At 62.2% G+C, this 25,799-nt stretch carries 21 protein-coding genes; 13 read left to right on the top strand and 8 right to left on the bottom strand.

Features of this window, described 5'->3' with window-relative positions:
- Window positions 1-430 precede the first annotated feature (430 nt).
- Complete coding sequence (locus BLX42_RS18655; protein ID WP_046786694.1) at window positions 431-856, bottom strand: hypothetical protein; 426 nt, start codon at window positions 854-856, stop codon at window positions 431-433.
- Between the two features lie 354 nt (window positions 857-1,210).
- Between BLX42_RS18655 and BLX42_RS18650 the strand changes: the two genes are divergently transcribed.
- Window positions 1,211-2,146, top strand: a complete 936-nt coding sequence (locus BLX42_RS18650) for a chemotaxis protein CheV (protein ID WP_046786468.1) — start codon at window positions 1,211-1,213, stop codon at window positions 2,144-2,146.
- A 55-nt stretch (window positions 2,147-2,201) separates the two neighbouring features.
- The gene (locus tag BLX42_RS18645) at window positions 2,202-3,005 is read left to right on the top strand and encodes an MOSC domain-containing protein (protein WP_161872362.1); all 804 of its coding nucleotides are present in this window, start codon (window positions 2,202-2,204) and stop codon (window positions 3,003-3,005) included.
- A 54-nt stretch (window positions 3,006-3,059) separates the two neighbouring features.
- Here the strand turns inward: BLX42_RS18645 and BLX42_RS18640 are convergent, their stop codons facing one another.
- Window positions 3,060-4,988 (bottom strand): transglycosylase SLT domain-containing protein, encoded by a 1,929-nt coding sequence (locus BLX42_RS18640; RefSeq protein WP_046786466.1) that lies wholly within the window; start codon window positions 4,986-4,988, stop codon window positions 3,060-3,062.
- Between the two features lie 221 nt (window positions 4,989-5,209).
- On the opposite strand from BLX42_RS18640, the gene BLX42_RS18635 reads away from it, so the two are divergent.
- Window positions 5,210-7,138 (top strand): ATP-binding cassette domain-containing protein, encoded by a 1,929-nt coding sequence (locus BLX42_RS18635; RefSeq protein WP_046786465.1) that lies wholly within the window; start codon window positions 5,210-5,212, stop codon window positions 7,136-7,138.
- Window positions 7,139-7,226: 88 nt separating this feature from the next.
- On the opposite strand, the gene BLX42_RS18630 is transcribed toward BLX42_RS18635, so the two are convergent.
- Complete coding sequence (locus BLX42_RS18630; RefSeq protein ID WP_012313557.1) at window positions 7,227-7,667, bottom strand: universal stress protein; 441 nt, start codon at window positions 7,665-7,667, stop codon at window positions 7,227-7,229.
- A 108-nt stretch (window positions 7,668-7,775) separates the two neighbouring features.
- Here BLX42_RS18630 and BLX42_RS18625 point away from each other — a divergent pair, with 108 nt between their 5' ends.
- The 7 genes from BLX42_RS18625 (at window position 7,776) to BLX42_RS18595 (ending at window position 16,020) form a co-directional block, all read left to right on the top strand.
- Window positions 7,776-8,213 carry a hypothetical protein gene (locus BLX42_RS18625; RefSeq protein ID WP_039601787.1) on the top strand — a complete coding sequence of 146 codons (438 nt, stop codon included), beginning with the start codon at window positions 7,776-7,778 and terminating at the stop codon, window positions 8,211-8,213.
- Window positions 8,214-8,699: 486 nt separating this feature from the next.
- The gene (gene fadB / locus BLX42_RS18620; protein ID WP_125923171.1) at window positions 8,700-10,847 is read left to right on the top strand and encodes a fatty acid oxidation complex subunit alpha FadB; all 2,148 of its coding nucleotides are present in this window, start codon (window positions 8,700-8,702) and stop codon (window positions 10,845-10,847) included.
- A gap of 40 nt (window positions 10,848-10,887) precedes the next feature.
- The gene (fadA, locus tag BLX42_RS18615) at window positions 10,888-12,063 is read left to right on the top strand and encodes an acetyl-CoA C-acyltransferase FadA (protein WP_003248768.1); all 1,176 of its coding nucleotides are present in this window, start codon (window positions 10,888-10,890) and stop codon (window positions 12,061-12,063) included.
- Between the two features lie 80 nt (window positions 12,064-12,143).
- Window positions 12,144-12,395, top strand: a complete 252-nt coding sequence (locus BLX42_RS18610) for a DUF1653 domain-containing protein (RefSeq protein ID WP_046786462.1) — start codon at window positions 12,144-12,146, stop codon at window positions 12,393-12,395.
- A 100-nt stretch (window positions 12,396-12,495) separates the two neighbouring features.
- Window positions 12,496-15,105, top strand: coding sequence for a type I DNA topoisomerase (topA, locus tag BLX42_RS18605; RefSeq protein WP_046786461.1), 2,610 nt, complete (start codon window positions 12,496-12,498; stop codon window positions 15,103-15,105).
- A 115-nt stretch (window positions 15,106-15,220) separates the two neighbouring features.
- Entirely contained in the window at window positions 15,221-15,736 is a 516-nt protein-coding gene (locus tag BLX42_RS18600; protein ID WP_046786460.1) for a DUF6586 family protein, read from the top strand.
- Window positions 15,737-15,786: 50 nt separating this feature from the next.
- On the top strand, window positions 15,787-16,020 hold the full coding sequence (locus BLX42_RS18595; protein ID WP_003248777.1) for a hypothetical protein: 234 nt from the start codon (window positions 15,787-15,789) through the stop codon (window positions 16,018-16,020).
- 38 nt (window positions 16,021-16,058) lie between these two features.
- On the opposite strand, the gene sulA is transcribed toward BLX42_RS18595, so the two are convergent.
- Entirely contained in the window at window positions 16,059-16,535 is a 477-nt protein-coding gene (gene sulA / locus BLX42_RS18590; protein WP_012313563.1) for an SOS-induced cell division inhibitor SulA, read from the bottom strand.
- A 13-nt stretch (window positions 16,536-16,548) separates the two neighbouring features.
- Window positions 16,549-17,157 (bottom strand): transcriptional repressor LexA, encoded by a 609-nt coding sequence (gene lexA, locus BLX42_RS18585; protein WP_012313564.1) that lies wholly within the window; start codon window positions 17,155-17,157, stop codon window positions 16,549-16,551.
- 220 nt (window positions 17,158-17,377) lie between these two features.
- Here lexA and BLX42_RS18580 point away from each other — a divergent pair, with 220 nt between their 5' ends.
- Genes BLX42_RS18580 through nagZ form a run of 3 tightly spaced genes read left to right on the top strand, consistent with a single transcriptional unit; the run spans window position 17,378 to window position 19,671 of the window.
- A complete protein-coding gene (locus tag BLX42_RS18580; protein WP_046786458.1) occupies window positions 17,378-18,085 on the top strand; it encodes a TetR/AcrR family transcriptional regulator in 708 nt (235 codons plus the stop codon).
- A gap of 40 nt (window positions 18,086-18,125) precedes the next feature.
- Window positions 18,126-18,647 (top strand): L,D-transpeptidase, encoded by a 522-nt coding sequence (locus BLX42_RS18575; RefSeq protein ID WP_046786457.1) that lies wholly within the window; start codon window positions 18,126-18,128, stop codon window positions 18,645-18,647.
- 25 nt (window positions 18,648-18,672) lie between these two features.
- Window positions 18,673-19,671, top strand: coding sequence for a beta-N-acetylhexosaminidase (gene nagZ, locus BLX42_RS18570; RefSeq protein ID WP_172655271.1), 999 nt, complete (start codon window positions 18,673-18,675; stop codon window positions 19,669-19,671).
- 88 nt (window positions 19,672-19,759) lie between these two features.
- Here nagZ and BLX42_RS18565 read toward each other — a convergent pair whose 3' ends face one another.
- The 3 genes from BLX42_RS18565 to mfd form a co-directional block, all read right to left on the bottom strand.
- On the bottom strand, window positions 19,760-23,086 hold the full coding sequence (locus tag BLX42_RS18565; protein WP_161872361.1) for a DEAD/DEAH box helicase: 3,327 nt from the start codon (window positions 23,084-23,086) through the stop codon (window positions 19,760-19,762).
- Window position 23,087: 1 nt separating this feature from the next.
- Window positions 23,088-23,660, bottom strand: a complete 573-nt coding sequence (locus BLX42_RS18560; protein WP_046786455.1) for a CsiV family protein — start codon at window positions 23,658-23,660, stop codon at window positions 23,088-23,090.
- Window positions 23,661-23,669: 9 nt separating this feature from the next.
- Window positions 23,670-25,799: transcription-repair coupling factor (gene mfd, locus BLX42_RS18555; protein ID WP_161872360.1), on the bottom strand; the 2,130-nt coding region annotated here is incomplete at its 5' end.

The raw sequence follows: 25,799 nt of genomic DNA, 5'->3' as shown, positions 1-25,799 counted from the left end.
AGGCCTTGCGCATGTCTTGCCGCAGGCTTTGGCGTGGTGCTTTCAATATTTGCCAAGTGCGCGTTGAGGCGATCCATATACGGGTGACCGGTATTTGTTAGTGCGCATGGTATCACTTCAGGCCGGTTTGGTCGCGAGCGGGGAATGCTTTGAAACCTCAAGGTTTGCGGGGCGATCAGGGGGGAGCGATGCCTGATTTGAGCAGCAAATAGCCACCATCGATTGGCCTGCTCGATTCAACTTGCGCGAATCCCGGTAGAACAGGGTGTGGCAACTTTCAGCCCTTCACAAGTTGGATCCTGATTCGGTAAAGCACCGTCGCCTTAGTTGCAAACCGTCAATGACTGCTAGTGCGTTTATCTGCGCAAGTTGGGCGACTGGCCATGGGGCCGGCCTGGTGCGTGTCAGCACATTCGCTACGGGTTTCCTGTCAAGGCGCACACGTTTGCGGCAATGGCTGGCCCAGTGCGTTTGCCAGTTCGGCAAGCAAGTTGGTTTGTTCACTGGCATCAAGGGCGAGCCGCCCGGTGTGCGCATCTACAAGCTCCAGTTGCCAGGCCAGCAGGGTCAGGCAGGCCGCCAATGCAGGCAAAGCATGATTGTGCAGGTGCAACTGCCTGCAGGCTGGAGCGAGCAGTTGCTGCAAGGCAGAGGCGTATTGGGCGACTTCAAGCAGCCCCAGGCCGCTGGCGCGCCGGGCAAGAGTATCGAGGGTGTTGATGAGGCAATGGCAGGCGTCGGGGTCATTGGCGATCAGTTCCAGGTGCTGAAGGCACTCCTGGGACTGGGTCAGCAACACTTGCGCATCCAGCAGAAAGTCCTGCAGGGCGCTGCTGTCGAAAGCTGAACTGTCCATCATGAAGTCCCGGGCCGCAGCGCGGGAGCGGGTGATGGCCAAGCCGTGTCGTTCGCTAGCAAAAGCCTGACTCCATTCATGCAGTGAGAATGGCGTCACATTAATGGCTAAAGGATAGCGCGAACATCAGGTTGCACCCGGTTGACGCTAAGGGTTTCCCTGATATTGCTCTAGGGGGGCGACAGCTGCTCCAGGCAATGGGCCCAAGGCTGACTGGCTGCAGTAAAGCATGATGTTAATGTGATATCAATTGGCCCGCGAAGCATTTTCGCTCAAGGGTCAAGCTGCGTACGCAACCGCCGATATAGGGTGGATGAACTCACATTATTCCGACTTGAGCCTGGGGGTTTTCCAATGGCTGGCATTCTCGACACGGTAGACCAACGAACGCAACTGGTGGGTGAGAACCGCCTGGAAATCCTGATGTTCCGCCTGGCCGGGCGCCAGTTGTTCGCCATCAACGTGTTCAAGGTGCAGGAAGTGCTGCAATTGCCCAAGTTGACCTTGATGCCGCAGCGCCACGCGTTTGTCTGTGGCGTGGTCAACCTGCGTGGGCAGACCTTGCCGGTCATCGACCTGTCCCAGGCAATCGGCATGCGCCCGCTGCAGCCGGGGCCAGACAGCACCATCATCGTCACCGAGTACAACCGCTCGGTCCAGGCGTTCCTGGTGGGTGGGGTCGATCGCATCGTCAATATGAACTGGGAAGCCATCATGCCGCCGCCTTCCAGTGCCGGCCGTCAGCATTACCTGACGGCGATCACCAAGGTGGACGAAAAGCTGGTGGAGGTCATTGACGTCGAGAAGGTGCTGGCCGAGATCGTGCCTTACAACGCGAAGGTCTCCAACGACAAGCTCGCTGACCCGATATTGGCTCGCGCCCGTGGCCGCGAAGTGCTACTGGTGGATGATTCCAGCGTGGCGCTGGCGCAGCTGCGTGACACCCTTTCGCAACTGGGGATGAAACTGCATGTTGCCAGCGACGGCCTGAAGGCCTTGCGCATGCTCAAGGGCTGGGCCGACGCAGGCGAAGATGTGTGCGAAAAACTGCTGATGGTGTTCACTGACGCGGAAATGCCTGAAATGGACGGTTATCGGCTGACCACAGAAATCCGCAGCGATGCGCGCCTGCGCAAGCTGTACGTGGTGTTGCACACCTCGCTGTCAGGCAGCTTCAACGAATCCATGGTCAAGAAAGTCGGCTGCGACAATTTCCTTTCCAAGTTCCAGCCTGATCGTTTGGTCGAAGTGGTCAAGCAGCGTTTGCTACTGGATTCGACCACTGCGTGATCCTTGCGGCTGCCGGGTATAATCTGGCATTTGGCATGGCACGAGGCAGGCAGGGATGTTTCTGAGCGAGCTGTATCGGTATCCGGTGAAGTCGGGGCAGGCGCAATGTCTGCAGTCTTCACTGGTCGATAATCTGGGTTTGTCGGGTGACCGGCGCTGGCTGGTGGTCGAGCAAGACAACGGACGCTTTCTCACCCAGCGCGCCTGGCCGCAGCTCAGCCAGCTCAAGGCTGGCGAAGGGGCGGCAGGTACGCTGCTGCTGGAGGCCCCGGGCCTGCCAGCTCTGCAGGTGGCGGTGCCGCCTGCAGATGACGGCCTGCGCGGTGTGACCATCTGGCGTGACACGTTGCGTGTGCCGGATGCCGGCGATGAGGCCGCAGCCTGGCTATCGCAATTGCTCGGCAAGCCAGTGCGACTGGTCCACTGCCCCGAGCATCGGGCGCGCTACCTGCCCAGCGGTTATGGCTTGAACAGCGACAGGGCGGCTTTCCCCGATGGTTTCCCGTTATTGCTGATTGGCCAGGGGTCGCTGCAGGAGTTGAACCGGCGCATTGGCCGGCCCATGGAGATGCTGCGTTTTCGACCGAACCTGGTGGTGCAGGGTGCAGAGCCGTTTGCCGAAGATGGCTGGAAGCGCATTCGTATTGGCGGGCTTGAGTTTCGCGTGCTCAAGCCGAGCGTGCGGTGCATCTTCACCACGCTGGACCCTGAAACCGGAGAGCGCAGCCCGGACCGGGAGCCGTTGGCCACGCTCAAGACCTTTCGCGAGCGCGAAGGTGACATCCTGTTCGGGCAGAACCTGGCGGTGGATGGCCGTGGTCGGCTTGAGGTGGGGATGGAAGTCGAAGTGCTGGAGTAGTGGTGGCAAGTACCTGCCTCTTCGCGAGCTGGCCCGCGAAGAGGCGGCATTGCTTCACATGTCGTCGAAATACCGCTCGTGCCAATCTACCAACGGCTGGGGTGCATTGAGCTTCTGCCCGTAGATCACCGAGTAAGACAGCACGTTCTGTACATACTGACGCGTCTCGTCGAACGGAATCGACTCCACCCACACGTCAAAGCTCAGGTGCTTGGCACCTTTGAGCCATTGGCGCACGCGCCCGGGGCCGGCGTTGTACGCCGCCGACGCCAGCACCCGATTGCCGTTGAACTGGCCGTGTACCTGGCTCAGATAGGCTGCGCCCAGCCGAATGTTCGTGTCCGGGTTGAGCACCTGGCGCGGTGACGCCAGCGGAATGCTGAACTTGCGCGCGGTTTCCTTGGCTGTGGCCGGCATCAACTGCATGAGGCCGCTGGCACCTACACTGGAGCGCGCATCCTCCATGAAGGCACTCTCCTGGCGTGTGATTGCGAACACCCAGCTTGAGTGCAACCCGCGCACCTTGGCTTCACGCACCAGCGTGTCGCGGTGGGCCATCGGGAAGCGGATATCGAGGTCGTCCCAGTACTTGGCCAGGCTGATGGTGCGAATGGCCGGGAAATACCAGCGCAGGTCATAGGCCAGGCGCGCCTGGGCAACCATTTCGTCGCGGCTGAAGTGTCGGCTGACGTGATACCACTCGCGGCGACCGTCGACGATCTGGCCGCGGGCATGGAATTCCAGGGCACGCTGGATTCCCGGAGTGTTACGCACCTTGCTGACCAGTTGCGGGCTCAGCACCAGTGGCCGGTTGTTGAGCTGGTAGGGCGTTTGCGCCCGGTCGGCGGCGAGAAAGCCATAGAAGTCCCGTTCGCGTGCCACGTTCCTGTACAGCAGAAGGCTTTGCGGGTTGTTTGGCTGGGCCAGTTCCAGGCTGCGTGCTTGCCAGTATTGCCAGCGGCTGGTACTGGCCAGGTCCTGCGGCAGGCGCTTGGTCAGTTCGTAGGCATCTTCCCAGCGGCCCAGGCGCAGCAGCAGGCGCAGACGCCATTCGCTGACCGTATTGTCCCGCAACTGCGGGTCGTAGCGCGTCATCAGGTCAAGGGCACGCGGGTCGTAGCGGCGTGCCAGTGTCAAACCGATTTCGCGAGCGATCGCGACTTTTTCGTCCGAGGAAAAGTGCATGCGCTGTGCATAGTCGTCGAGCAGCGCCATGGCACGCTGCGGGTCCTGGCGAGCCAGGCGGCGCAGGCCCAGGCTGACGACATCGGACATGGCCTCGTTGACCGGTGTGAAGCGCGATGGCTGGTTGAGCAGTTCGGGCTTTTGCGCCACATCGATTAACAGGCGGCCTTGCGGGCCAAGCGTGGTCAGCGATTTGACCAGGCTGTTGGCCAGGGAGTAGTTACGCGCCTGGGCTGCCAGTTTGGCGCGGTTCCAGCGCTTGGCCTCGGTCAGCTGACCTTCGGCGGCCCACATGCCGAACAGGGTGTCGCAGGCGGCCGGTTGCGACTTGCCCACGTTCCACAGCTTTTCGGCGCTGGCATAACCTTCGGCGCGCAGGCCATGGCTCAGCTGGTACTGGCCGTTGAGGCAGTCCAGTTCGGTGAAGTTGAGCTTGGGGTCATAGTATTTGACGAAGGTGTTCCACTCGCCGCGTTCGGCCAGCCAGCGCAACCAGCGCAGTTTCATCCAGTTGGCCTGGGGAAGGTCGCCATGTTTGGCCAGGAACGCTTCTATTTCCTGGTTGCTGGCGCTTTTCAGTCGAGCGGTCAGTTCGTCGTAGGCCAGGTAGGGCGTCAGCGGGTAGTCGCGCAGGGCCTGGGCATAGCGCAGGTACGGGCCCTTGTCGCCCTTGGCCAATGCACGCTTGGCCTCGTCGTAGTACTGACGTTGCTGGGAGAGGTCGATGGCCTGTGCCGCGCTGGCGGTGGCGGCGGTAAGCAGCAGGCAGGAAGCAATCTGTAACAGGCGGCTGCGCATGATACGTCCGGGCAGTTGAACCATGGGAAAGTGACGGCGGAGCCAGCACTGTTGGAAGCTATTGTTCTAGCTTAGCTGTTTGCCGGCAGCGGGTGAAAGCGCTGTGCTTGTATCAAGGCATTAAGTTCGACCGGATGTCGCAATGCCCTGGCAGCGCGGTCAACTTAATGCCGGAACGGGCCAACTCAGGTAGAATGCGCGCCCGCTTTCTGGAGACGAACATGACCCTGCTCAAATTCAGCGATGTGTCCCTCGCATTCGGCGCGATGCCGCTGCTGGACAAAGTGTCCTGGCAGATCGCCCGTGGCGAGCGGGTGTGCATCATCGGCCGTAACGGCACCGGCAAGTCGAGCATGCTGCGCCTGGTCAAGGGCGAGCAGAAGGGCGACGACGGAGAGATCTGGCGCGCACCTGGCCTGAAGATCGGCGAACTGCCGCAAGAACTGCCAGTGGCTGACGAGCGGACAGTGTTCGACGTGGTGGCCGCAGGCCTGGATGGCGTTGGCGAACTGCTTGCCCAATTCCACCACCTGAGCCAGAACATCCAGGGCGACGATGACCTGGAAAAACTCATGCATGTTCAGCACGAGCTCGAAGCCCGTGACGGCTGGCGCCTGCAGCAGGTGGTGGAGAGCACCTTGAGCCGCCTGCAACTGCCTGCCGACAAAACCCTGGCCGAGCTGTCCGGTGGCTGGCGCCGCCGCGTGCTGCTGGCGCAGGCGCTGGTGTCAGAACCCGATCTGCTGCTGCTCGACGAGCCGACCAACCACCTGGACATCGGTGCCATCGCCTGGCTCGAAGAGGCCCTGCGCGGTTTCAACGGGGCGGTGCTGTTCATTACCCACGACCGTTCCTTCCTGCAGAACCTGGCAACCCGCATCCTTGAACTGGATCGCGGCGGGCTGATCGACTGGAACGGTGACTACGCCAGTTTCCTGGTGCACAAGGAAGCGGCGCTGGCCGCCGAAGAGACGGCCAACGCGCTGTTTGACAAGCGTCTTGCCCAGGAAGAAGTGTGGATTCGCCAGGGCATCAAGGCCCGCCGTACCCGTAACGAAGGCCGCGTGCGCGCACTCAAGGCCTTGCGTGTCGAGCGCAGCGAGCGGCGGGATCGCCAGGGCAAGGCGAACATCCAGATCGAGGCCGCCGAGAAATCCGGCAAGCAGGTGATGGTGCTGGAGAATGTCAGCTTCCACCACGCTGGAGGGCCGATGCTGGTCAAGGACTTCTCCATGGTCCTGCAGCGTCAGGACCGCATCGGCCTGCTGGGCGCCAACGGTACCGGCAAGACCACGCTGCTCAAGCTGATGCTCGGTGACCTGGAGCCTACCTCGGGCAAGGTCGAGCGCGGCACCAAACTGGAAGTCGCCTATTTCGATCAGATGCGCCACCAGCTCGATCTGGAAAAAACCGTGATCGACAACCTGGCCGAGGGCCGCGATTTCATTGAAATCGACGGCCAGAACCGTCACGTGCTCAGCTACCTGGGCGATTTCCTGTTCAGCCCCCAGCGTGCGCGCACGCCGGTCAAGGCGTTGTCGGGCGGTGAGCGTGCGCGCCTGCTGCTGGCCAAGCTGTTCAGCAAACCGGCCAACCTGCTGGTGCTGGACGAACCGACCAACGACCTGGACGTCGAAACCCTCGAGCTGCTTGAAGAGGTGCTGTGCAATTACAAGGGCACCGTGCTGATGGTCAGCCACGACCGGGCCTTCCTCGACAACGTTGTCACCAGCACGCTGGTGTTCGAGGGCGAGGGCAAGGTGCGTGAATATGTTGGCGGCTACGAGGACTGGATCCGCCAGGGCGGTTCGCCGAAGCTGTTGGGCGTGACCGAGAGCAAGGGCGGCAAATCCGAGCTCAACAGTGCGGTGGTGGAGAAGCAGGACGAGCAGGTGGCGCCGGCGCCAGCCGCAGCCGCAGCGGATGCCTCGAAGAAGAAGCTCAGCTACAAGCTGCAGCGCGAGCTGGAGATGCTGCCTGGGCAGATCGATGCGGTCGAGCAGCGTATGGCGGCGGCCCAGGAAGAGGTCAACGCGCCGGGCTTCTATCAGCGGCCGATCGAAGAGACCTCGGCGGTGCTGGCCAAGCTGGAGCAGATGCAGGGCGAGCTGGATGCCTTGGTAGAGCGCTGGGCCGAGCTGGAAGGCTAAGTCAGTCCTGGCCTCATCGCCGGCAAGTCGGCTCCCCCAGGATCTCTGTNGGAGCCGACTTGCCGGCGATGAGGCCGGGCAGCCTGGATCATTCTTTCTTCTGCAACCGCACCGCCAGTACATCGCACGGCGCGCCATGCAACACGTCATTGGCCGTTGAACCCAGCAGCAACGCCAGGCCATGGCGGCCATGGCTGCCAACCACGATCAGGTCGCAGTTCTGCTCCTTGGCCAGCTGGTGGATTTCCTGGCGCGGTTGGCCATAGGTCAGGTGAGAATCACCGCGGTTGATCTCGGGGTATTTGTTGAACAGGCGTTCCATGCGCTCCTTGGCCTGGTCGAACTGTTGCTGTTGCAGTTGCGACAGGTCCATTGGCACGTCACCGCCAAATGCCATGGCCATGGGTTCGACGATATGCACCAGCGAGACCTTGGCGCCTGTGGGCTCGGCGAGCTTCATGGCTCGCTTGATCACCGGGTCGCACTCTTCGGTGAGGTCGACGGCGACCAGAAGATGTTCGTAAGGCATGAGCTGTACTCCTGACAATCGCGATAGTAGAAGTATGGTCGCTTCGGGCGGGTCTTGCGTGAAACCGAGTAACCCGCTCATTTGCAACGCTTTATGGGATCTACAGATATGACGGTATTGCTGGTGGTGTCAATCCTTGCGCTGATTCTCAGCCCGTTTGCCTGGCTGCGCCAGTCGCGCAAGCAAGGCGAGCAGATGAGCCTGCGCCTGGAGGCGCGGCGCATGGGGCTGGCCATGCAACTGGCACCGCAGCAGTGGCCTCACTGGCTGGAAAAAGAGCCGCCCAGCCCCTGCCCGCAGTACCACCGGGCGCGCCGACGTGGGCGTGAAGACAGCTGGTGCTACTGGCAGGTCAGCCCCGGTGTGTGGTGGAACCAATGGCGTGAAGTGTGTGAGGAACCGCGCCTGAATGATGTTTTCTCACGGCTGCCGGGGACTGTTTACAAGGTCGAAGCCGACAAGCGCATGCTCGCGCTGTACTGGAGCGAGCGGGGTGACAAATCTGTGTTGCAGGATATTGCCTACGCCTTCGAAACCCTCGCCTGACATCGTTTCAACGACAAAGCGGCAACTTGGCAGGACCCCATCAGGGGCAGATGCCACGTTGCCGCTTTGTCGTTTCTGCAGAGCAGAAAAGGCCAGGCAGGCCGGGAAATTCTTGAAGCCAGTCGCAGTGTAGCCAACCTGCAGCGGTGTGCATCGAAAAATGCTGCGGTCTACTTCTTGTAGTCAATCGCTGACATGAATGATCAGCAATCACTGTCATCATGATTTATACCCAGACGCTAGAAAATGACCGGAAAGTCGCGTTTCCATCATGCCTGTGAGCATTTGACAACGCCGACCTTTTCGGAGAATGTGTGCATACCCAAATCAAACGGGCGTATGAATTGAGCGTTTGTATGTCACAGCGCTCATCCAGAATCCCGACTAGCGCGCTGACGGGTGTGCCTGGGCAAGAGCAGCGAAGCGCTGCTTTTCCACCAGCGATCGGCGTGTACAGTTCAGCTTCCATATCGTGGAGATCAGTTGATGATTTACGAAGGTAAAGCCATCACGGTTAAGGCTCTTGAAAGCGGCATCGTCGAACTGAAGTTCGACCTCAAGGGTGAGTCCGTCAACAAGTTCAATCGCCTGACCCTGGACGAGCTGCGCCAGGCCGTCGATGCCATAAAGGCCGACGCCTCGGTTAAGGGCGTGATCGTCAGCAGTGGCAAGGACGTGTTCATCGTCGGCGCCGACATCACCGAGTTCGTCGACAACTTCAAGCTGCCCGAGGCCGAACTGGTTGCCGGCAATCTGGAAGCCAACCGCATCTTCAACGCGTTCGAAGATCTCGACGTGCCGACCGTTGCCGCGATCAACGGCATCGCCCTGGGCGGCGGCCTGGAAATGTGCCTGGCGGCCGACTATCGGGTCATGTCCACCTCTGCCAAGATCGGCCTGCCGGAAGTCAAGCTGGGTATCTACCCAGGCTTCGGCGGTACCGTGCGCCTGCCGCGTCTGATCGGCTCGGACAACGCCATCGAGTGGATTGCCGCCGGCAAGGAAAACCGCGCTGAAGACGCCCTGAAAGTCGGTGCGGTCGACGCCGTCGTCGCCCCTGAACTGCTGCAGGCCGGTGCCCTCGACCTGGTCAAGCGCGCCATCAGCGGTGAGCTGGACTACAAGGCCAAGCGCCAGCCCAAGCTGGAAAAGCTCAAGCTCAATGCCATCGAGCAAATGATGGCCTTCGAGACTGCCAAGGGCTTCGTCGCTGGCCAGGCCGGCCCGAACTATCCGGCGCCGGTCGAAGCCATCAAGTCGATCCAGAAGGCCGCCAACTTCGGTCGCGACAAGGCGTTGGAAGTGGAGGCAGCAGGCTTTGCCAAGCTGGCCAAGACTTCGGTTGCCCAAAGCCTGATCGGCCTGTTCCTGAATGATCAGGAGCTCAAGCGCAAAGCCAAGGCCCATGACGAAATCGCTCACGATGTGAAGCAGGCTGCCGTGCTCGGCGCCGGCATCATGGGTGGCGGCATCGCTTACCAGTCGGCGGTCAAGGGCACCCCGATCCTGATGAAGGACATCCGCGAGGAAGCCATCCAGCTGGGCCTGAACGAGGCGTCCAAGCTGCTCGGCAACCGCGTCGAAAAAGGCCGCCTGACTCCGGCGAAAATGGCCGAGGCACTCAATGCCATTCGCCCGACACTGTCCTACGGTGATTTCGCCAACGTCGACATCGTCGTCGAAGCCGTGGTCGAGAACCCGAAGGTCAAGCAGGCAGTGCTGGCTGAAGTGGAAGGCCAGGTGAAAGAGGATGCGATCCTTGCGTCCAACACCTCGACCATCTCCATCAACCTGCTGGCCAAGGCGCTCAAGCGCCCCGAGAACTTCGTCGGCATGCACTTCTTCAACCCGGTGCACATGATGCCGCTGGTCGAAGTCATCCGTGGCGAGAAGTCCAGTGAAGTGGCGGTCGCCACCACCGTGGCCTACGCCAAGAAGATGGGCAAGAACCCGATCGTGGTCAACGATTGCCCGGGCTTCTTGGTCAACCGCGTGCTGTTCCCGTACTTCGGCGGCTTCGCCAAGCTGGTCAGCGCTGGTGTCGACTTCGTGCGCATCGACAAGGTCATGGAGAAGTTCGGCTGGCCTATGGGCCCGGCCTACCTGATGGACGTGGTCGGCATCGACACCGGCCACCACGGCCGCGATGTGATGGCCGAAGGCTTCCCGGACCGCATGAAGGACGAGCGCCGCTCGGCCGTCGACGCCCTGTATGAGGCCAATCGCCTGGGCCAGAAGAACGGCAAGGGTTTCTATGCCTACGAAACCGACAAGCGTGGCAAGCCGAAGAAGGTCTTCGACGCCACCGTGCTCGATGTGCTCAAGCCGATCGTCTTCGAGCAGCGTGAAGTCACCGACGAAGACATCATCAACTGGATGATGGTCCCGCTGTGCCTGGAGACCGTGCGCTGCCTGGAAGACGGCATCGTCGAAACCGCTGCCGAAGCGGACATGGGCCTGGTATACGGCATTGGTTTCCCTCCGTTCCGTGGTGGTGCGCTGCGTTACATCGATTCGATCGGTGTGGCCGAATTCGTTGCCCTGGCTGATCAGTACGCCGATCTGGGGCCGCTGTACCACCCGACCGCGAAGCTGCGCGAAATGGCCAAGAACGGCCAGCGCTTCTTCAGCTGAGCAGCCAACGCCTTTGAGAGAGTAGAGCGAGATTATTGATATGAGCCTCAATCCAAGAGACGTGGTGATTGTCGACTTCGGTCGCACCCCGATGGGCCGCTCCAAGGGTGGCATGCACCGCAACACCCGTGCTGAAGACATGTCTGCGCACCTGATCAGCAAGCTGCTGGAGCGCAACGGCAAGGTCGACCCCAAAGAAGTCGAGGACGTGATCTGGGGCTGCGTCAACCAGACCCTGGAGCAGGGCTGGAACATCGCCCGCATGGCGTCGCTGATGACCCAGATCCCGCACACCTCGGCCGCCCAGACCGTCAGCCGCCTGTGCGGCTCGTCGATGAGCGCGCTGCACACCGCCGCCCAGGCGATCATGACCGGCAACGGCGACGTGTTCGTGGTCGGTGGTGTCGAGCACATGGGGCACGTCAGCATGATGCATGGCGTGGACCCCAACCCGCACCTGTCCTTGCACGCTGCCAAGGCTTCCGGGATGATGGGCCTGACTGCCGAGATGCTCGGCAAGATGCACGGCATCACCCGTGAGCAACAGGACCTGTTCGGCCTGCGTTCGCACCAGCTCGCACACAAGGCGACGGTCGAAGGCAAGTTCAAGGACGAGATCATCCCGATGCAGGGCTATGACGAGAACGGTTTCCTGAAGGTCTTCGACTTCGACGAGACCATTCGCCCGGAAACCACCCTTGAAGGCCTGGCATCGCTCAAGCCTGCGTTCAACCCCAAAGGTGGTACGGTCACAGCCGGTACTTCGTCGCAGATTACCGATGGCGCTTCGTGCATGATCGTCATGTCTGGCCAGCGTGCGATGGACCTCGGTATCCAGCCGTTGGCGGTGATCCGCTCCATGGCAGTGGCTGGTGTGGACCCGGCAATCATGGGCTACGGCCCTGTGCCGTCGACCCAGAAAGCCCTGAAGCGTGCCGGGCTGACCATGGCCGATATCGACTTCATCGAGCTCAATGAAGCCTTTGCTGCACAGGCCCTGCCAGTGCTCAAAGATTTGAAAGTGCTCGACAAGATGGATGAGAAGGTTAACCTGCACGGCGGCGCCATTGCCTTGGGCCACCCGTTCGGTTGCTCCGGGGCACGCATTTCCGGCACCCTGCTCAACGTCATGAAGCAAAATGGCGGTACGTTGGGCGTGGCCACCATGTGCGTCGGCCTCGGTCAGGGCATCACCACTGTCTTCGAACGCGTCTGATCGCGTAGCGGGACAGCAGCCGGGGCCTTGTGCCCCGGCTTTTGTTTTTTTACAGAATTTGTTTCAAGAGGGAAGGCGACATGCAGATACAACCAGGCGTATACCGGCATTACAAAGGGCCTGAGTACCGTGTCTTCAGTGTCGCACGGCACTCCGAAAGCGAAGAGTGGATGGTTTTCTACCAATGCCTGTATGGTGACCACAGCTTCTGGGTACGACCACTTTCGATGTTCCAGGAGTCGGTCGAGGTTGACGGCGAGCAGGTGCCACGCTTTGCTTTGGTCAAGGCCGAAGAAGGGTTGCCTGAACTGCTTGGCAAGGCGCACGAGTGAACGACCGCGCTTGACCTCACTCTATTGCCACTATATATAGCGGTGCCGCGTCCGGCACCTGACGCGTTTTTCATCTTCAGATTCAGGAATACTCCGATCCATGGGCAAATCGCTGGTCATTGTGGAATCCCCGGCCAAGGCCAAGACCATCAACAAGTACCTGGGCAACCAGTACGTGGTGAAGTCGAGTATCGGCCACATCCGTGACCTCCCCACCAGCGGTTCGGCCAGCGCCAGCAAAGAGCCGGCCGCCAAGCGTGGCAAGGCTGCGGGTGAGGCGCCGGCCCTGTCGCCGAAAGAGAAGGCCCGTCGCCAGCTGGTGGCGCGCATGGGCGTCGACCCCGAGCACGGCTGGAAGGCCAAGTACGAGATCCTGCCTGGCAAGGAAAAGGTGATCGAAGAGTTGCGCCGCCTGGCCAAGGATGCTGACACCATCTATCTCGCGACCGACTTGGACCGCGAAGGGGAAGCCATCGCCTGGCACCTGCGCGAGGCCATCGGTGGCGACGACACCCGCTACAAGCGTGTGGTGTTCAACGAAATCACCAAAAAAGCCATCCAGGATGCGTTCTCGAAGCCCGGCGAGCTGGATATCGATCGTGTCAATGCCCAGCAGGCGCGCCGTTTCCTTGACCGCGTGGTGGGCTACATGGTCTCGCCACTGCTGTGGGCCAAGATCGCCCGTGGCCTGTCGGCCGGGCGTGTTCAGTCGGTGGCCGTGAAGCTGGTGGTCGAGCGTGAGCGCGAGATCCGTGCCTTCATCCCCGAAGAGTACTGGGAGGTGCACGCTGACCTTGGCACTGCCAAGGACGCCAAGGTGCGTTTCGAGGTGACCCGCGAGAAAGGCGAGGCCTTCAAGCCGCTGAACGAAGCGCAGGCCATGGCTGCACTGAGCAAGCTCAAGGCGTCCAGCTACAGCGTGCTCAAGCGTGAAGACCGCCCGACCAGCAGCAAGCCGTCGGCACCGTTCATCACCTCCACCCTGCAACAGGCTGCAAGCAACCGCCTGGGCTTCGGCGTGAAGAAGACCATGATGATGGCTCAGCGGCTATACGAAGCGGGCTACATCACCTACATGCGTACCGACTCGACCAACCTGTCGGTCGACGCGCTGGACATGGCGCGCAGCTACATCGAGCGTGAGTTCGGCAAGCAGTACCTGCCCGAAGCACCGCTGGTGTACGGCAGCAAAGAAGGCGCTCAGGAGGCCCACGAAGCGATTCGTCCTTCCGACGTCAACACGCACCCAACCAAGCTTAGCGGCATGGAGCGTGACGCCGAGCGCCTGTACGAGCTGATCTGGCGCCAGTTCCTCGCCTGCCAGATGCCGCCTGCCCAGTACCTGTCCACCAGTGTGACCGTGGCTGCCGGTGATTTCGAGCTGCGTGCCAAAGGTCGCATCCTCAAGTTCGACGGTTATACCCGTGTGCTGCCTCAGCAGAGCAAGCCGGGCGAAGATGACGTGTTGCCGGAGATGGTCCAGGGTGAAGCGCTCAAGCTGATCCAGATCGACCCCAGTCAGCACTTCACCAAGCCACCTGCGCGCTTTACCGAAGCCAGCCTGGTCAAGGAAATGGAAAAGCGCGGTATTGGCCGCCCGTCGACCTACGCAGCCATCATTTCCACCATCCAGGATCGCGGTTACGTAACACTGCACAATCGCCGCTTCTACTCCGAGAAGATGGGCGACATCGTTACCGAGCGCTTGTCGGAAAGCTTCGCCAACCTGATGGACTACGGTTTCACCGCCGTCATGGAGGAGAGCCTGGATGACGTGGCGCAGGGCGAGCGTGACTGGAAGAACGTTCTGGACGAGTTCTACGGCGACTTCAGCAAGAAACTGCTGACGGCAGAATCAGCCGAAGGCGGCATGCGTGCCAACCAGCCGACCATGACCAACATTCCGTGCAAGGAATGTGGGCGGCCGATGATGATCCGGACGGCCTCCACCGGCGTGTTCCTGGGTTGCTCGGGTTACAGCCTGCCGCCTAAAGAGCGCTGCAAGGCCACGGTCAACCTGGTGCCGGGCGATGAAATCGCTGCGGACGACGAAGGTGAATCGGAGTCGCGCGTGCTGTTGGGCAAGCACCGCTGCCCGATCTGCGCCACGGCCATGGATGCCTACCTGCTCGACGAGAAGCACAAGCTGCATATCTGCGGTAACAACCCTGATTGCGTCGGCTACGAGATCGAAGAGGGCAGTTACCGCATCAAGGGTTACGAAGGGCCGAGCCTGGAGTGTGACAAGTGCGGCAGCGAGATGCAGCTCAAGACCGGCCGGTTCGGCAAGTTCTTCGGTTGCACCAATCCTGCGTGCAAGAACACCCGCAAGCTGCTCAAGAGTGGCGAGGCGGCACCACCGAAGATGGACAAGGTGGACATGCCAGAGCTCAAGTGCGAGAAGGTCGACGACACCTACGTGCTGCGTGACGGTGCTTCTGGGTTGTTCCTGGCAGCCAGCCAGTTCCCCAAGAATCGCGAGACCCGTGCGCCGCTGGTGCTGGAGATCGTGCCGCACAAGCATGAGATCGACCCCAAGTACCACTTCCTGTGCGATGCGCCGCAGAAAGACCCCGAGGGTCGCCCGGCAGTGATCCGCTACAGCCGCAAGACCAAAGAGCAATACGTGCAGTCCGAGGTCGATGGCAAGCCTACCGGGTGGAAGGCGTTCTACGACGGTAATGCCTGGAAGGTTGAAGACAAGCGCTGATCGTTTCAGTGATGTAATTGGGGCCGCTTAGCGGCCCCAATTCATTGGTGACAAGTACACGCCGATCCCTGAAACTGCAGGTATTCGCCTTGCAGCCTTAGGGAGGTCACTCAAGATGGCCCAGGAACTCTACACCCGCACCAACCAGAAGCTCTTCTTCGCCGGCCTTGCCCTTGAGTCCATGGCCAAGGCTGTCGACAGCCAGGCCATGAATGCACAAGGCCTGGTGCAGGCCGAGCGCGAATCTGCGCTGTTCCACCTGTATGGCGCGCTACTGGGCTTGTGTCACGAGATTGGCGGCTTCTACCGCCTGCCGGCCGCGCCCAGTGTCGAGCAATTGCTCACCGATGACGCCCTGAATGACATCGCCATTCCCGAGGTGGCTGAGTTGCTGGAACTGGCCAGGCAGCGGGAAACCTGGCTGGCACAATTGCTCACCGCTTATGCCGATTTGTTCCGACCACCGGTCGCGAAAAAAACCGCGAAAACCGATGTCACTCAGCCACTCATCCAGGCCGTCAACCTCGACGAACCCGAGCAGGCTGCGCTGTCGCGTGAAGAGTTGGAAAGCTGGCGCAACAACCTCAAAGGCCTGGTGAGACGATTCCGTGACGCGTTGAGTGAGTGCTGATATTCGCCTTGGCTGGTACAATGCTGGCCTTTCGCGGAGAACAGCCCTTTATGTCTACGTCTTTTCTGGAAATTGTCGAGTTGCCTGATGGCCGAATCGAACTGCGTCGTGCCGAGGACGAAGGCTCCCTGGTAACCCTGGATTTCTCGGAAGACGCCAAGGTATTCCTGCAGGGGCAACACGTTGAGGTTGCCAAGGCCATGCTGAGCGTGGGCGTGCAGATGGCGGGGCGCCTCATGGATGGCGAACTCGAGCGCGACGAAGGGCCGCGCGTACTTCACTGACACCCAGGTTGTTTCGGGTTACAGGCAAAGCCTGAACATCAGCCGAGGCGGATGTTCAGGCTTTGTGCGTTTCCGGCACTGGCTGCACGCAACAGTTGCTGTCGCGCGGTGGCATTTACGCTGCCAAGCCAGCTGACAACCGTGTGGCTACGGCCAAGGCGCAGGGCGTCACAGGCCAGTTGCAGTGCGCTCTGATTGCCGCGCGGCTGCAGCAGCAGAATGCGCTCCCGGTTGAGGCCGGCATCGCGCAACCAGGCCTGGGTCAGGCTGCCCGGCGGTGCGATAAGCGTCAGCCAGCGGGCCTCTTGCTCTTCGCTCAGTTCGCGTAGCACCGGTGCCAGCAAGGTCTGGCAATGTTCGGGTGCGCCACGCAGGGACAGTTCACTGAACAGGTCCGGTTCGCTGTTCTTGCGCGCCTGCTCGCTGGCCTTCAGGCCTGGCAGTACAGGTTGGGCGAGGAAGGCTTCGAACAAAGGAAGCTGTACCTGCTGTTGTGCTTGGACGAACTGTTGCATGACGCCTCCTGGTTCAGCGGCGAATTACGCCGACACTCAAACCTTCGATCACCATTTCCTGCTCTTTCAGGTCGACTTCGATGGGGGCGAAATCGGGGTTTTCGGCGATCAGCCAGACCTTGCTGCCTTCGCGTTTGAAACGTTTGACGGTCACTTCGTCGCCGATACGGGCGACGACGATCTGCCCGTTACGGGCCTCGCGGCAGGTGTGCACGGCCAGCAGGTCGCCGTCGAAGATGCCGACGTCCTTCATGCTCATGCCGTGTACGCGCAGCAGGTAGTCGGCGCGGGGGTGGAAGAAGGATGGATTGATGTTGCAAGATTGTTCGATGTGCTGCTCGGCAAGGATCGGTGCACCGGCTGCTACCCGGCCGATGATCGGCAGGCCGTTTTCTTCGGCCTTGGCTTCAAAGCCGGGGATGCGGATGCCGCGGGATGCGCCTGGGGTCATCTCGATCGCGCCTTTGCGCGCGAGGGCCTTGAGGTGCTCTTCGGCGGCGTTGGGCGACTTGAAGCCCAGCTCCTGAGCGATCTCTGCGCGCGTCGGCGGGAAGCCGTTGTCTTCAAGGCAACGTTTGATGAAGGCCAGGATTTCGGCTTGGCGGGGCGTCAGTTTCAACATGGCGGGCGCTCTGTCTTTTTATACAGTGACTGGGATTATATACAGTACTGGATGAGCTGCAAGCTCCACGCGACAAGAAAAAGCGGCGCGCACCCCTCTTGCGGCTTGCAGCTTGCAGCTCGGGGCTTTCTAATGGCGACCGCACAGTCACCGAGCCTTGACATCCGCAGGCCTGAAACGTATGTTTCAAACACCTGTTTGTCTGTCTGGCGGAGTAGTCATGGCCCAATCGGAAACCGTTGAACGCATTCTCGATGCTGCCGAGCAATTGTTCGCGGAAAGGGGGTTCGCGGAAACCTCGTTGCGGCTGATTACCAGCAAGGCCGGGGTCAACCTGGCGGCGGTCAATTACCATTTCGGCTCCAAGAAGGCGCTGATCCAGGCGGTCTTTTCCCGTTTCCTCGGGCCGTTCTGCGCCAGCCTCGAACGTGAGCTGGAGCGTCGCCAGGCCAAGCCGGAACAAAAGCCCAGCCTCGAAGAACTGCTGGAAATGCTCGTGGAGCAGGCACTGGTGGTGCAGCCACGCAGCAACAACGACCTGTCGATCTTCATGCGCCTGCTGGGCCTGGCCTTCAGCCAGAGCCAAGGGCACCTGCGGCGCTACCTGGAAGACATGTATGGCAAGGTGTTCCGCCGCTACATGTTGCTGGTCAATGAAGCCGCGCCACGCATCCCTCCCCTCGAACTGTTCTGGCGCGTGCACTTCATGCTCGGTGCCGCGGCGTTCAGCATGTCCGGCATCAAGGCATTGCGCGCCATTGCCGAAACCGACTTTGGTATCAACACCTCCATAGAGCAGGTCATGCGCCTGATGGTGCCGTTCCTGGCCGCTGGCATGCGCGCCGACAGCGGTGTCACCGACGAGGCGATGGCCACAGCGCAGTTGCGCCCGCGCAGTAAAACCGCCAGCACCACCGCCAAGGCCTGAAGGCTGGGCGGGGCAGGGCGCTTGGGCTAAGCTAGCGCCCATGCCCGACCTCGATCTCCTGCACATTTCCCTCGCTGACCAGCGCCTCTATGGCTTTGCCAATGGGCAGTTGTGCCTGCGCCTGGCGGTGTCGACTGCCCGCAATGGCGCTGGTGAGCGCAATGGCTCCGGCTGCACGCCACGCGGCCTGCACCAGGTGCGAGCGAGGATCGGGGCGGGCTTGCCGCTCAATGCCGTGCTGCGTGGGCGGCGCTGGACCGGTGAGGTCTGGTCGCCGGCGTTGCACGCACAGCATCCCGGGCGTGACTGGGTGCTTACCCGCATCCTCTGGCTCAGCGGTTGCGAGGCCGGGGTCAACCGTCTGGGCGCCGTGGACACGTTCCGCCGCTATATCTATCTGCATGGCACGCCCGACACGGAACCCTTGGGCATACCGCTGTCCCATGGCTGTATTCGCCTGCGCAACACCGATCTGCTTGGCCTGTTCGAGCGCGTACCGGCGCATTGCCCGGTGCGTATCGAGGAGGCCGCATGCCCCCAGTGGGCTTCTTTAAGTCTGTAATGAAGGATTGCCTATGACCGTCAGCCTGCAAGGCTCCCTGATGGTGGATATCGCCGGTAAATGGCTGACCGCCGAAGACCGCCAGCTCCTGCGCCAGCCGGAAGTGGCTGGCCTGATCATCTTTGCCCGCAACATCGACAGCCCGCGCCAGGTGCGTGAACTGTGCGCGTCCATTCGCGCCATTCGTCCCGATCTGATTCTGGCCGTCGACCAGGAAGGTGGGCGTGTGCAGCGTTTGCGTCAGGGCTTCGTGCGCCTGCCAGCCATGCGCGCGATCGCCGATAACGCCAATGCCGAGTACCTCGCCGAGCAGTGCGGTTGGTTGATGGCCACTGAGGTGCTGGCGGTTGGCCTGGACCTGAGCTTCGCCCCTGTGCTCGACCTGGATCACCAGCGTAGCGCTGTGGTCGGCAGCCGCGCGTTCGAAGGCGACCCGCAACGTGCCACGCAGCTGGCCGGCGCCTTCATCCGCGGGATGAATGCAGCGGGCATGGCTGCCTGTGGCAAGCATTTCCCGGGGCATGGCTGGGCGGAGGCGGACTCCCACGTGGCCATTCCGACGGACGAGCGCAGCCTCGAGCAACTGCGCCAGGCAGATCTGGTGCCGTTCTCCCGCCTCAGCGGGCAGCTGGCGGCAGTGATGCCGGCGCATGTCATCTATCCGCAGGTAGACAACCAGCCGGCCGGGTTCTCGCGCCGTTGGTTGCAGGACATCCTGCGTGGCGAACTGGGCTTTGACGGGGTGATCTTCAGTGACGACCTGTCGATGGCCGGTGCGCATGTGGTCGGCGATGCGGCCAATCGCATCGAGGCGGCGCTGAGTGCGGGTTGTGACATGGGCCTGGTGTGCAATGACCGGGCGGCAGCAGAGCTGGCTTTGAGCGCGGCGCAGCGGCTGAAGGTAAAGCCATCGCCGCGGATTGCACGCATGCGCGGGCAGGGTTTTGCGCGGACCGATTATCGCCAGCAGCCGCGTTGGCTGGAGGCGCTAGGGGCGTTGCGCGAGGCGCAATTGGTCGATTGACTGTGCCGGCCCCCACAGGTATCTCGCTGCTGTCCAAGGCAGTGAAAGTCCTGTGGGGGCTTGCCAGCGAAGTAGCCGGGACTGACTGCTAGCGCGCCCGTTTTCCGGGTAGCGGAGCAAACAACGCTTCGATTTCCTCATCCCCCAGACGCCACTGCCCAGCCTCTGCCCCGTCGAGCAAGCTTGCTGCCAGCGCTGCTTTTTCCTGCTGCAGCTGCTGAATCTTCTCTTCAACGGTACCGCGCGTGATCAGCTTGAACACGAACACCGGCTTGTCCTGGCCGATGCGGTACGCGCGGTCGGTGGCCTGGTTCTCGCTGGCCGGGTTCCACCACGGGTCGAAGTGAATCACGGTGTCGGCAGCCGTCAGGTTCAGCCCCACGCCGCCGGCCTTGAGGCTGATCAGAAACACTTCGCTCTCGCCCCGCTGGAACTGCTGCACCGGTGTGCGCCGGTCACGGGTGTCGCCGGTGAGCAGGCTGTAGCGGATCTTGCGCTTTTCCAGCTCTTGTTCGATCAATGCCAGCATCGAGGTGAACTGCGAGAACAACAGCACCCGGCGCCCTTCGCTGAGCAGTTCTTCGAGCATGTCCAGCAGCGCGCCGAGCTTGCCCTTGTCAGCCTGATTGCCCTTGGTCTCGACCCCTTTGACCAGGCGTAAATCGCAACATACCTGGCGCAGCTTGAGCAGGGCGTCGAGGATCACGATCTGGCTGCGTGCCGCGCCATTGCGCGCGATTTCGTCGCGCACTTTCTTGTCCATCGCCACGCGTACGGCCTCGTAGGTATCACGCTGGGCGTCGCTGAGCTCGACCCAATGGACCATTTCGGTCTTGGGAGGCAATTCGGTCGCTACCTGCTCCTTGGTGCGGCGCAGCAGGAACGGGCGGATGCGCGTGACCAGGTGCGCCAGACGTTCCGCGTCGCCATGGCGTTCGATAGGCGTACGGTAATCCTGATTGAAGCGTTTGAGCTCGCCCAGCCAGCCGGGCATGAGAAAGTGGAAGATCGACCACAGCTCGCCCAGGTTGTTTTCCATTGGCGTGCCGGTCAGGCACAGACGCTGGTTGGCCTGCAGCTCGCAGACAGCCTGGGCGGCCTTGCTGGTGCTGCTCTTGATGTTCTGCGCCTCGTCCAGCACCAGTACGCTCCACTGCTGCGCGCGCAGGTGCTCGAGGTCGCGCGGCACCAGGGCGTAGGTGGTCAGTACCAGGTCGTATTCGTGCAGCTTGGCGAAATGCTTGCTGCGGCCGGGGCCGTGCAGGGCCAGGACGCGCAGGTCGGGGGCGAAGCGTTGGGCTTCGTCGAGCCAGTTTGGCACCAGGCTGGTCGGCATCACTGCCAGGGCAGGGTGGGCGAGGCGCCCGTTCTGCTTTTCCAGCAGCAGGTGGGCCAGGGCCTGCAAGGTCTTGCCCAGGCCCATGTCGTCGCCAAGGATGCCGCCGGTGCCCATTTCGCGCAGGGCCTGCAACCAGTTCAGGCCCTGCTGCTGATAGGGGCGCAGGGTGGCGTTGAGCGCTGCGGGCGGCGCGACCTGCAGGTCGCGTGCATCGCGCAGGCGCCGGCCCAGGTCGCGCACATGGGCGCCACCTTCCCAGTGCAGGGGCAAATGTTCGATGTCGTTCAGGCGTGCCGCGTCGGCGCGGTCCATGCGCAGGGTGGGGCCGACGTTGTCCTCGTGCAGGTACAGTTCACCCAGGGTGCCCATGACCGACTTGATTCGCCCGTAGGGCAGGGCGACGCGCAGCGCGGGGGCGTCCAGCCGGCCGCGGTTGAGGTCGATCAGCAGGTGTTCGTCGTCGCTGCGCCGGGCCAGCTCGCTGGGCCGCAGCAGCTCGGGGTTGCTGCGCAACAGCTGCAGCACGATGGGCAGCAGGCTGTGGCGCTGGCCTTCGACGACGATGCCCAGCTCCAGGTCGAACCATTCATGGCCTGGTGCTTCCTCGATGCTGGCGTACCAGTCGTCCACCTCATGCAGGTTGAAGGCGAAGTCGCGGTGGATGTCGACTTCCCAGCCTGCCTCGCGCAGGCGCGGCAGGCCGTCGCGGGCGAAGCGTAGCCAGGCTTCGTCGTCGGGCAGCTGAAGCATCTCGCCGGCGCTGTCTGGCAGCGCCTTGCTCTGCCGGGTGGCGGGCTTGAAACCCAGCTCGCGCAGTGCCTTGCGCAGTGCCTGTTCGGCCGGGGGCTGGCGGCGGATGCGCTGGCTGGTGGTATCCACCAGTCGGGTCAATGGCTTGTCGTCGCTGCCACTGGCGCGCAGCCCATCGTAGTCGAAGGAAAGGGCGGCGCGGTGTTGCATCTGGCGCTGCATACGCCCGGTCTTGGGCATGTAGGCGCTGAATTCGAGACTGCCAAGGGTCAGCCGGCCCTTGGGCTGGATGTTTTCGATCTGCTCGGTGACCACGGCGGTGGGGGTCGGGACTTGCCGGTTCAAGGCGTTCAGTCGATGACTCAAAGGTACTACCAGGTGTTCAGGTACGGTTGGCGCGCGTGCGAGCTGGCTGGCGATGAAGGGGTCGAGATCATGCTGCAGCTCGCCGGTCTGATGCGAATGCCGGTCGATGTAGTGCAAAGGCTCGATGGGCAGGACCTGCAGCTGCAGGTGCTGGTCATGGTGCCAGGCGCCCCTGTAGCTGCCGTTGTCCAGCCTGACCCAGCGGAACTCGGCATGCAGTTGCGGCCCGGCATGCAAAGGCGTGGGGTCGTCTTCATACAGCAGGCGCCCGGTCGCCAAGGCGTAGCTCAAAAGCTCCGCCCCTTGCTTGCCTTCCAGTTGCGCCACGGGCGTCAGCGTTTTGCTGCGGGCATCGATCAGGCGCAACAGCCGAGCGTCATCTTCCGTAACGTAACGTGGGGTGTAGTAGATCATCTCCGGCATTGAGGTGATGCGGCCGATTTTCAGCGTACCGTCGGTTTGTAGCGTGCCCTTGATTGGCTCGAGCTGAAAGTGTTCGCTATCGCTGTGAATGCGGTAGTAGATGGCCGGACCTTTGCGTGCCGGTTCGCTACTGGCTGCAGCCTTGGAGGGCGATTCGAGCCCCTGCACCCACAGGTTCAGGTCGGGCGGCAGCGACAGCGCGGCTTGCTCCTGAGTTGCGGCTGCCTCAAGGTTTCCACCTTCCAGCTCCAGTTGCAGCAACGCAGCGACGCAGTGCTTGCAATTCAATCCTACCGGGCAGGAGCAGCTCCCAAAGACGCGCAGGTCGCCGTAATTCAATACCAGCTTGATATCCTGATGGTAAATCTGGCCCGCCGAGCCCTCGCACCTCGCCTCGATGGAATGGCCCTGCAGCGAAAGGATGCGCGTTCGTTCCTGTGCTGCATATTTACGGCCTCGGGCCAGTGCGCCCGCGTCGATAAAATCGACCCAGTCCGGATGGGCTCTGAGCAGTTGCCGTGCGTCGCCCTCAGTCACATCACTGCTCCATCATCTCCGGGTCCATCACCGGCATCTTCCGTGTACCTGGCGGGGTGACCTTCAGCAGCACCGCCAGGTGGCCGCCATCGAGGAAGGTCAGCTGGCCGCCCTTGATGGTGCTGTTGCTCTGTTTGAACTGCTCGCTCTTGAGCACATTGCCGTTGCTGTCGAGCTGGTTGACCCAGAAATTGGCCTCCACGGCAATGAAGCGCCCTTCGGTGATGCTCAGGTTGCCTTCGATCGGGAAGTGGCCGAACTGCTCCTGGCCATCACCCAGGGCGATGCGGCTTGGCGTGCTGCCGACCTGCTGCTGCCAGGCCTTGTGCAGCAGCACGGTGTAGTCGGCCGTGGCTTGCAGGCGGGTGGCTTCATCTTCCAGCGCCAGTGGGCGTTCGGCGCTCTTTTCCAGGCGCAGGGCGCCGGCGCTCCAGTCTTCAGGGGCGTACGGGCTGGTGAAGGCCGGCACGCTGTTCTGCCGCACAAGGATCATTTCCACCTGATAAAGACCTTCAGCGAAGGCGGCCGGCGCGAACAGCGCAAGCAACAAGGTCAGGCAACGGATGGCACGCATGGATCTTCCTTAGGCTGTCTGTGGGGTCAGGCGCTCGAACAGCGCCTCCAGAGTGTTGAAGCGTTCGTCGGGCCGTTCCATCGGTACCAGGAAGCGGAACTGGGTTGCGCCTTCGAACTTGTAGCGTTTGGGTTGGCCCTGGATCAGCTTGATCAGGGTCAGCGGGTCGACTGGGGTTTCGGCCTCGAACTCGAGCTTGCCGCCGTTCGGGCCGGCATCGACTTTCTTGATGCCGAGCTTTTCCGCCTGCAGCTTGAGCTGGGTCAGGCGCATCAGGTTCTTGGTCGGCTCGGGCAGCAGGCCGAAGCGGTCGATCATCTCCACCTGCAGGTCCTTGAGGCCCTCTTCGTCAGCCGCCGAGGCGATGCGCTTGTAGAGGATCAGCCGCGCATGCACGTCGGGCAGGTAGTCCTCGGGGATCAGTGCCGGCAGGCGCAGGTTGATTTCCGGGCCGCCGCCCAGCGGCTGTTCCAGGTTCGGCTGGGTGCCCTTGCGAATGGCCTTGACCGCCCGTTCGAGCATTTCCATGTAAAGGGTAAAGCCCACGGCCTGGATCTGCCCGCTCTGGCCTTCGCCCAGCAGCTCGCCGGCGCCGCGGATTTCCAGGTCGTTGGTGGCCAGCACGAAGCCGGCGCCCAGGTCCTGGGTGTTGGCAATGGCTTCCAGGCGTTTCTCGGCGTCGGCGCTCACTTTTTGCCGCGCCGGTGTCAGCAGGTAGGCGTAGGCCTGGTGGTGGCTGCGGCCGACCCGGCCACGCAACTGGTGCAACTGGGCCAGGCCGAACTTGTCGGCGCGCTCGATGACGATGGTGTTGGCGCTGGGCACGTCGATGCCGGTCTCGATGATGGTCGAGGCGATCAGCACGTTGAAGCGCTTGTGGTAGAAGTCGCTCATCACCTGTTCCAGCTCGCGCTCGCGCATCTGCCCATGGCCGATGCCGATACGCGCTTCGGGGACCAGTTCGGCAAGGTCGGCGGCGCATTTTTCGATGGTTTTCACATCGTTGTGCAGGTAGTACACCTGGCCGCCGCGCAGCAGTTCACGCAGCAGCGCTTCTTTCACCGTGCTGTTGTTGTGCTCCATGACGAAGGTGCGCACCGACAGGCGCCGAGCCGGCGGCGTGGCGATGATGGACAGGTCGCGCATGCCGGCCACGGCCATGTTCAGTGTTCGCGGAATCGGTGTCGCGGTCAGGGTGAGGATGTCCACCTCGCTGCGCAGGGCCTTGAGCTGTTCCTTCTGGCGTACGCCAAAGCGGTGCTCTTCGTCGATCACTACCAGGCCCAGGTCCTTGAAGCGCACATCGTCCTGCAGCAGCTTGTGCGTGCCGATCAGGATGTCGATCTTGCCTTCGGCCAGGTCCGCTGCAGCGCTGGCCACTTCCTTGGCCGATTTGAAACGGCTCATCACCTCGACCGTCACCGGCCAGTCTGCGAAGCGGTCGCGGAAGCTGTTGTAGTGCTGCTGTGCAAGCAGGGTGGTAGGCACCAACACCGCTACCTGGCGGCCACTGTGCACGGCGATGAAAGCCGCGCGCATGGCGACCTCGGTCTTGCCGAAGCCTACGTCGCCGCACACCAGGCGGTCCATCGGCTTGGCGGCGAGCATGTCGGCGCGTACCGCTTCGATGGCATTCTGCTGGTCGGGGGTTTCTTCGAAGGGGAAGCCTGCGCTGAAGGTGGCATAGTCGGCGGCCGGGTCGGCGAAGGCGTACCCTTTGCGGGCGGCGCGGCGGGCGTAGATGTCGAGCAGCTCGGCGGCCACGTCGCGGACCTGTTCGGCGGCTTTGCGCTTGGCCTTCTGCCAGGCTTCCGAGCCCAGCCGGTGCAGCGGCGCCAGGGCGTCATCGCTGCCGGTGTAGCGGGCAATCAGGTGCAGGTTGGCCACTGGGACGTAGAGCTTGGCGCCCTCGGCGTACTCCAGGGTCAGGAACTCGGCGGCCTGGCCGTCGATCTCCAGCGTGGCCAGGCCCAGGTAGCGGCCCACGCCATGGTCGATGTGCACCACCGGGGCGCCTTCGCGCAGCTCGGTAAGGTTCTTGATCACTGCATCATTGGCGGCCTCGCCGCGCTTGTCGCGGCGCCGGCGCTGCATCACGCGCTGGCCGAACAGTGGGCTTTCGGCGACCAGGGCGATGGC

Source organism: Pseudomonas sp. SG-MS2 (assembly GCF_009933855.1).
Taxonomy (GTDB): Bacteria; Pseudomonadota; Gammaproteobacteria; order Pseudomonadales; family Pseudomonadaceae; genus Aquipseudomonas; species Aquipseudomonas putida_E.
This window is presented reverse-complemented; position numbering and strand designations above follow the sequence as displayed.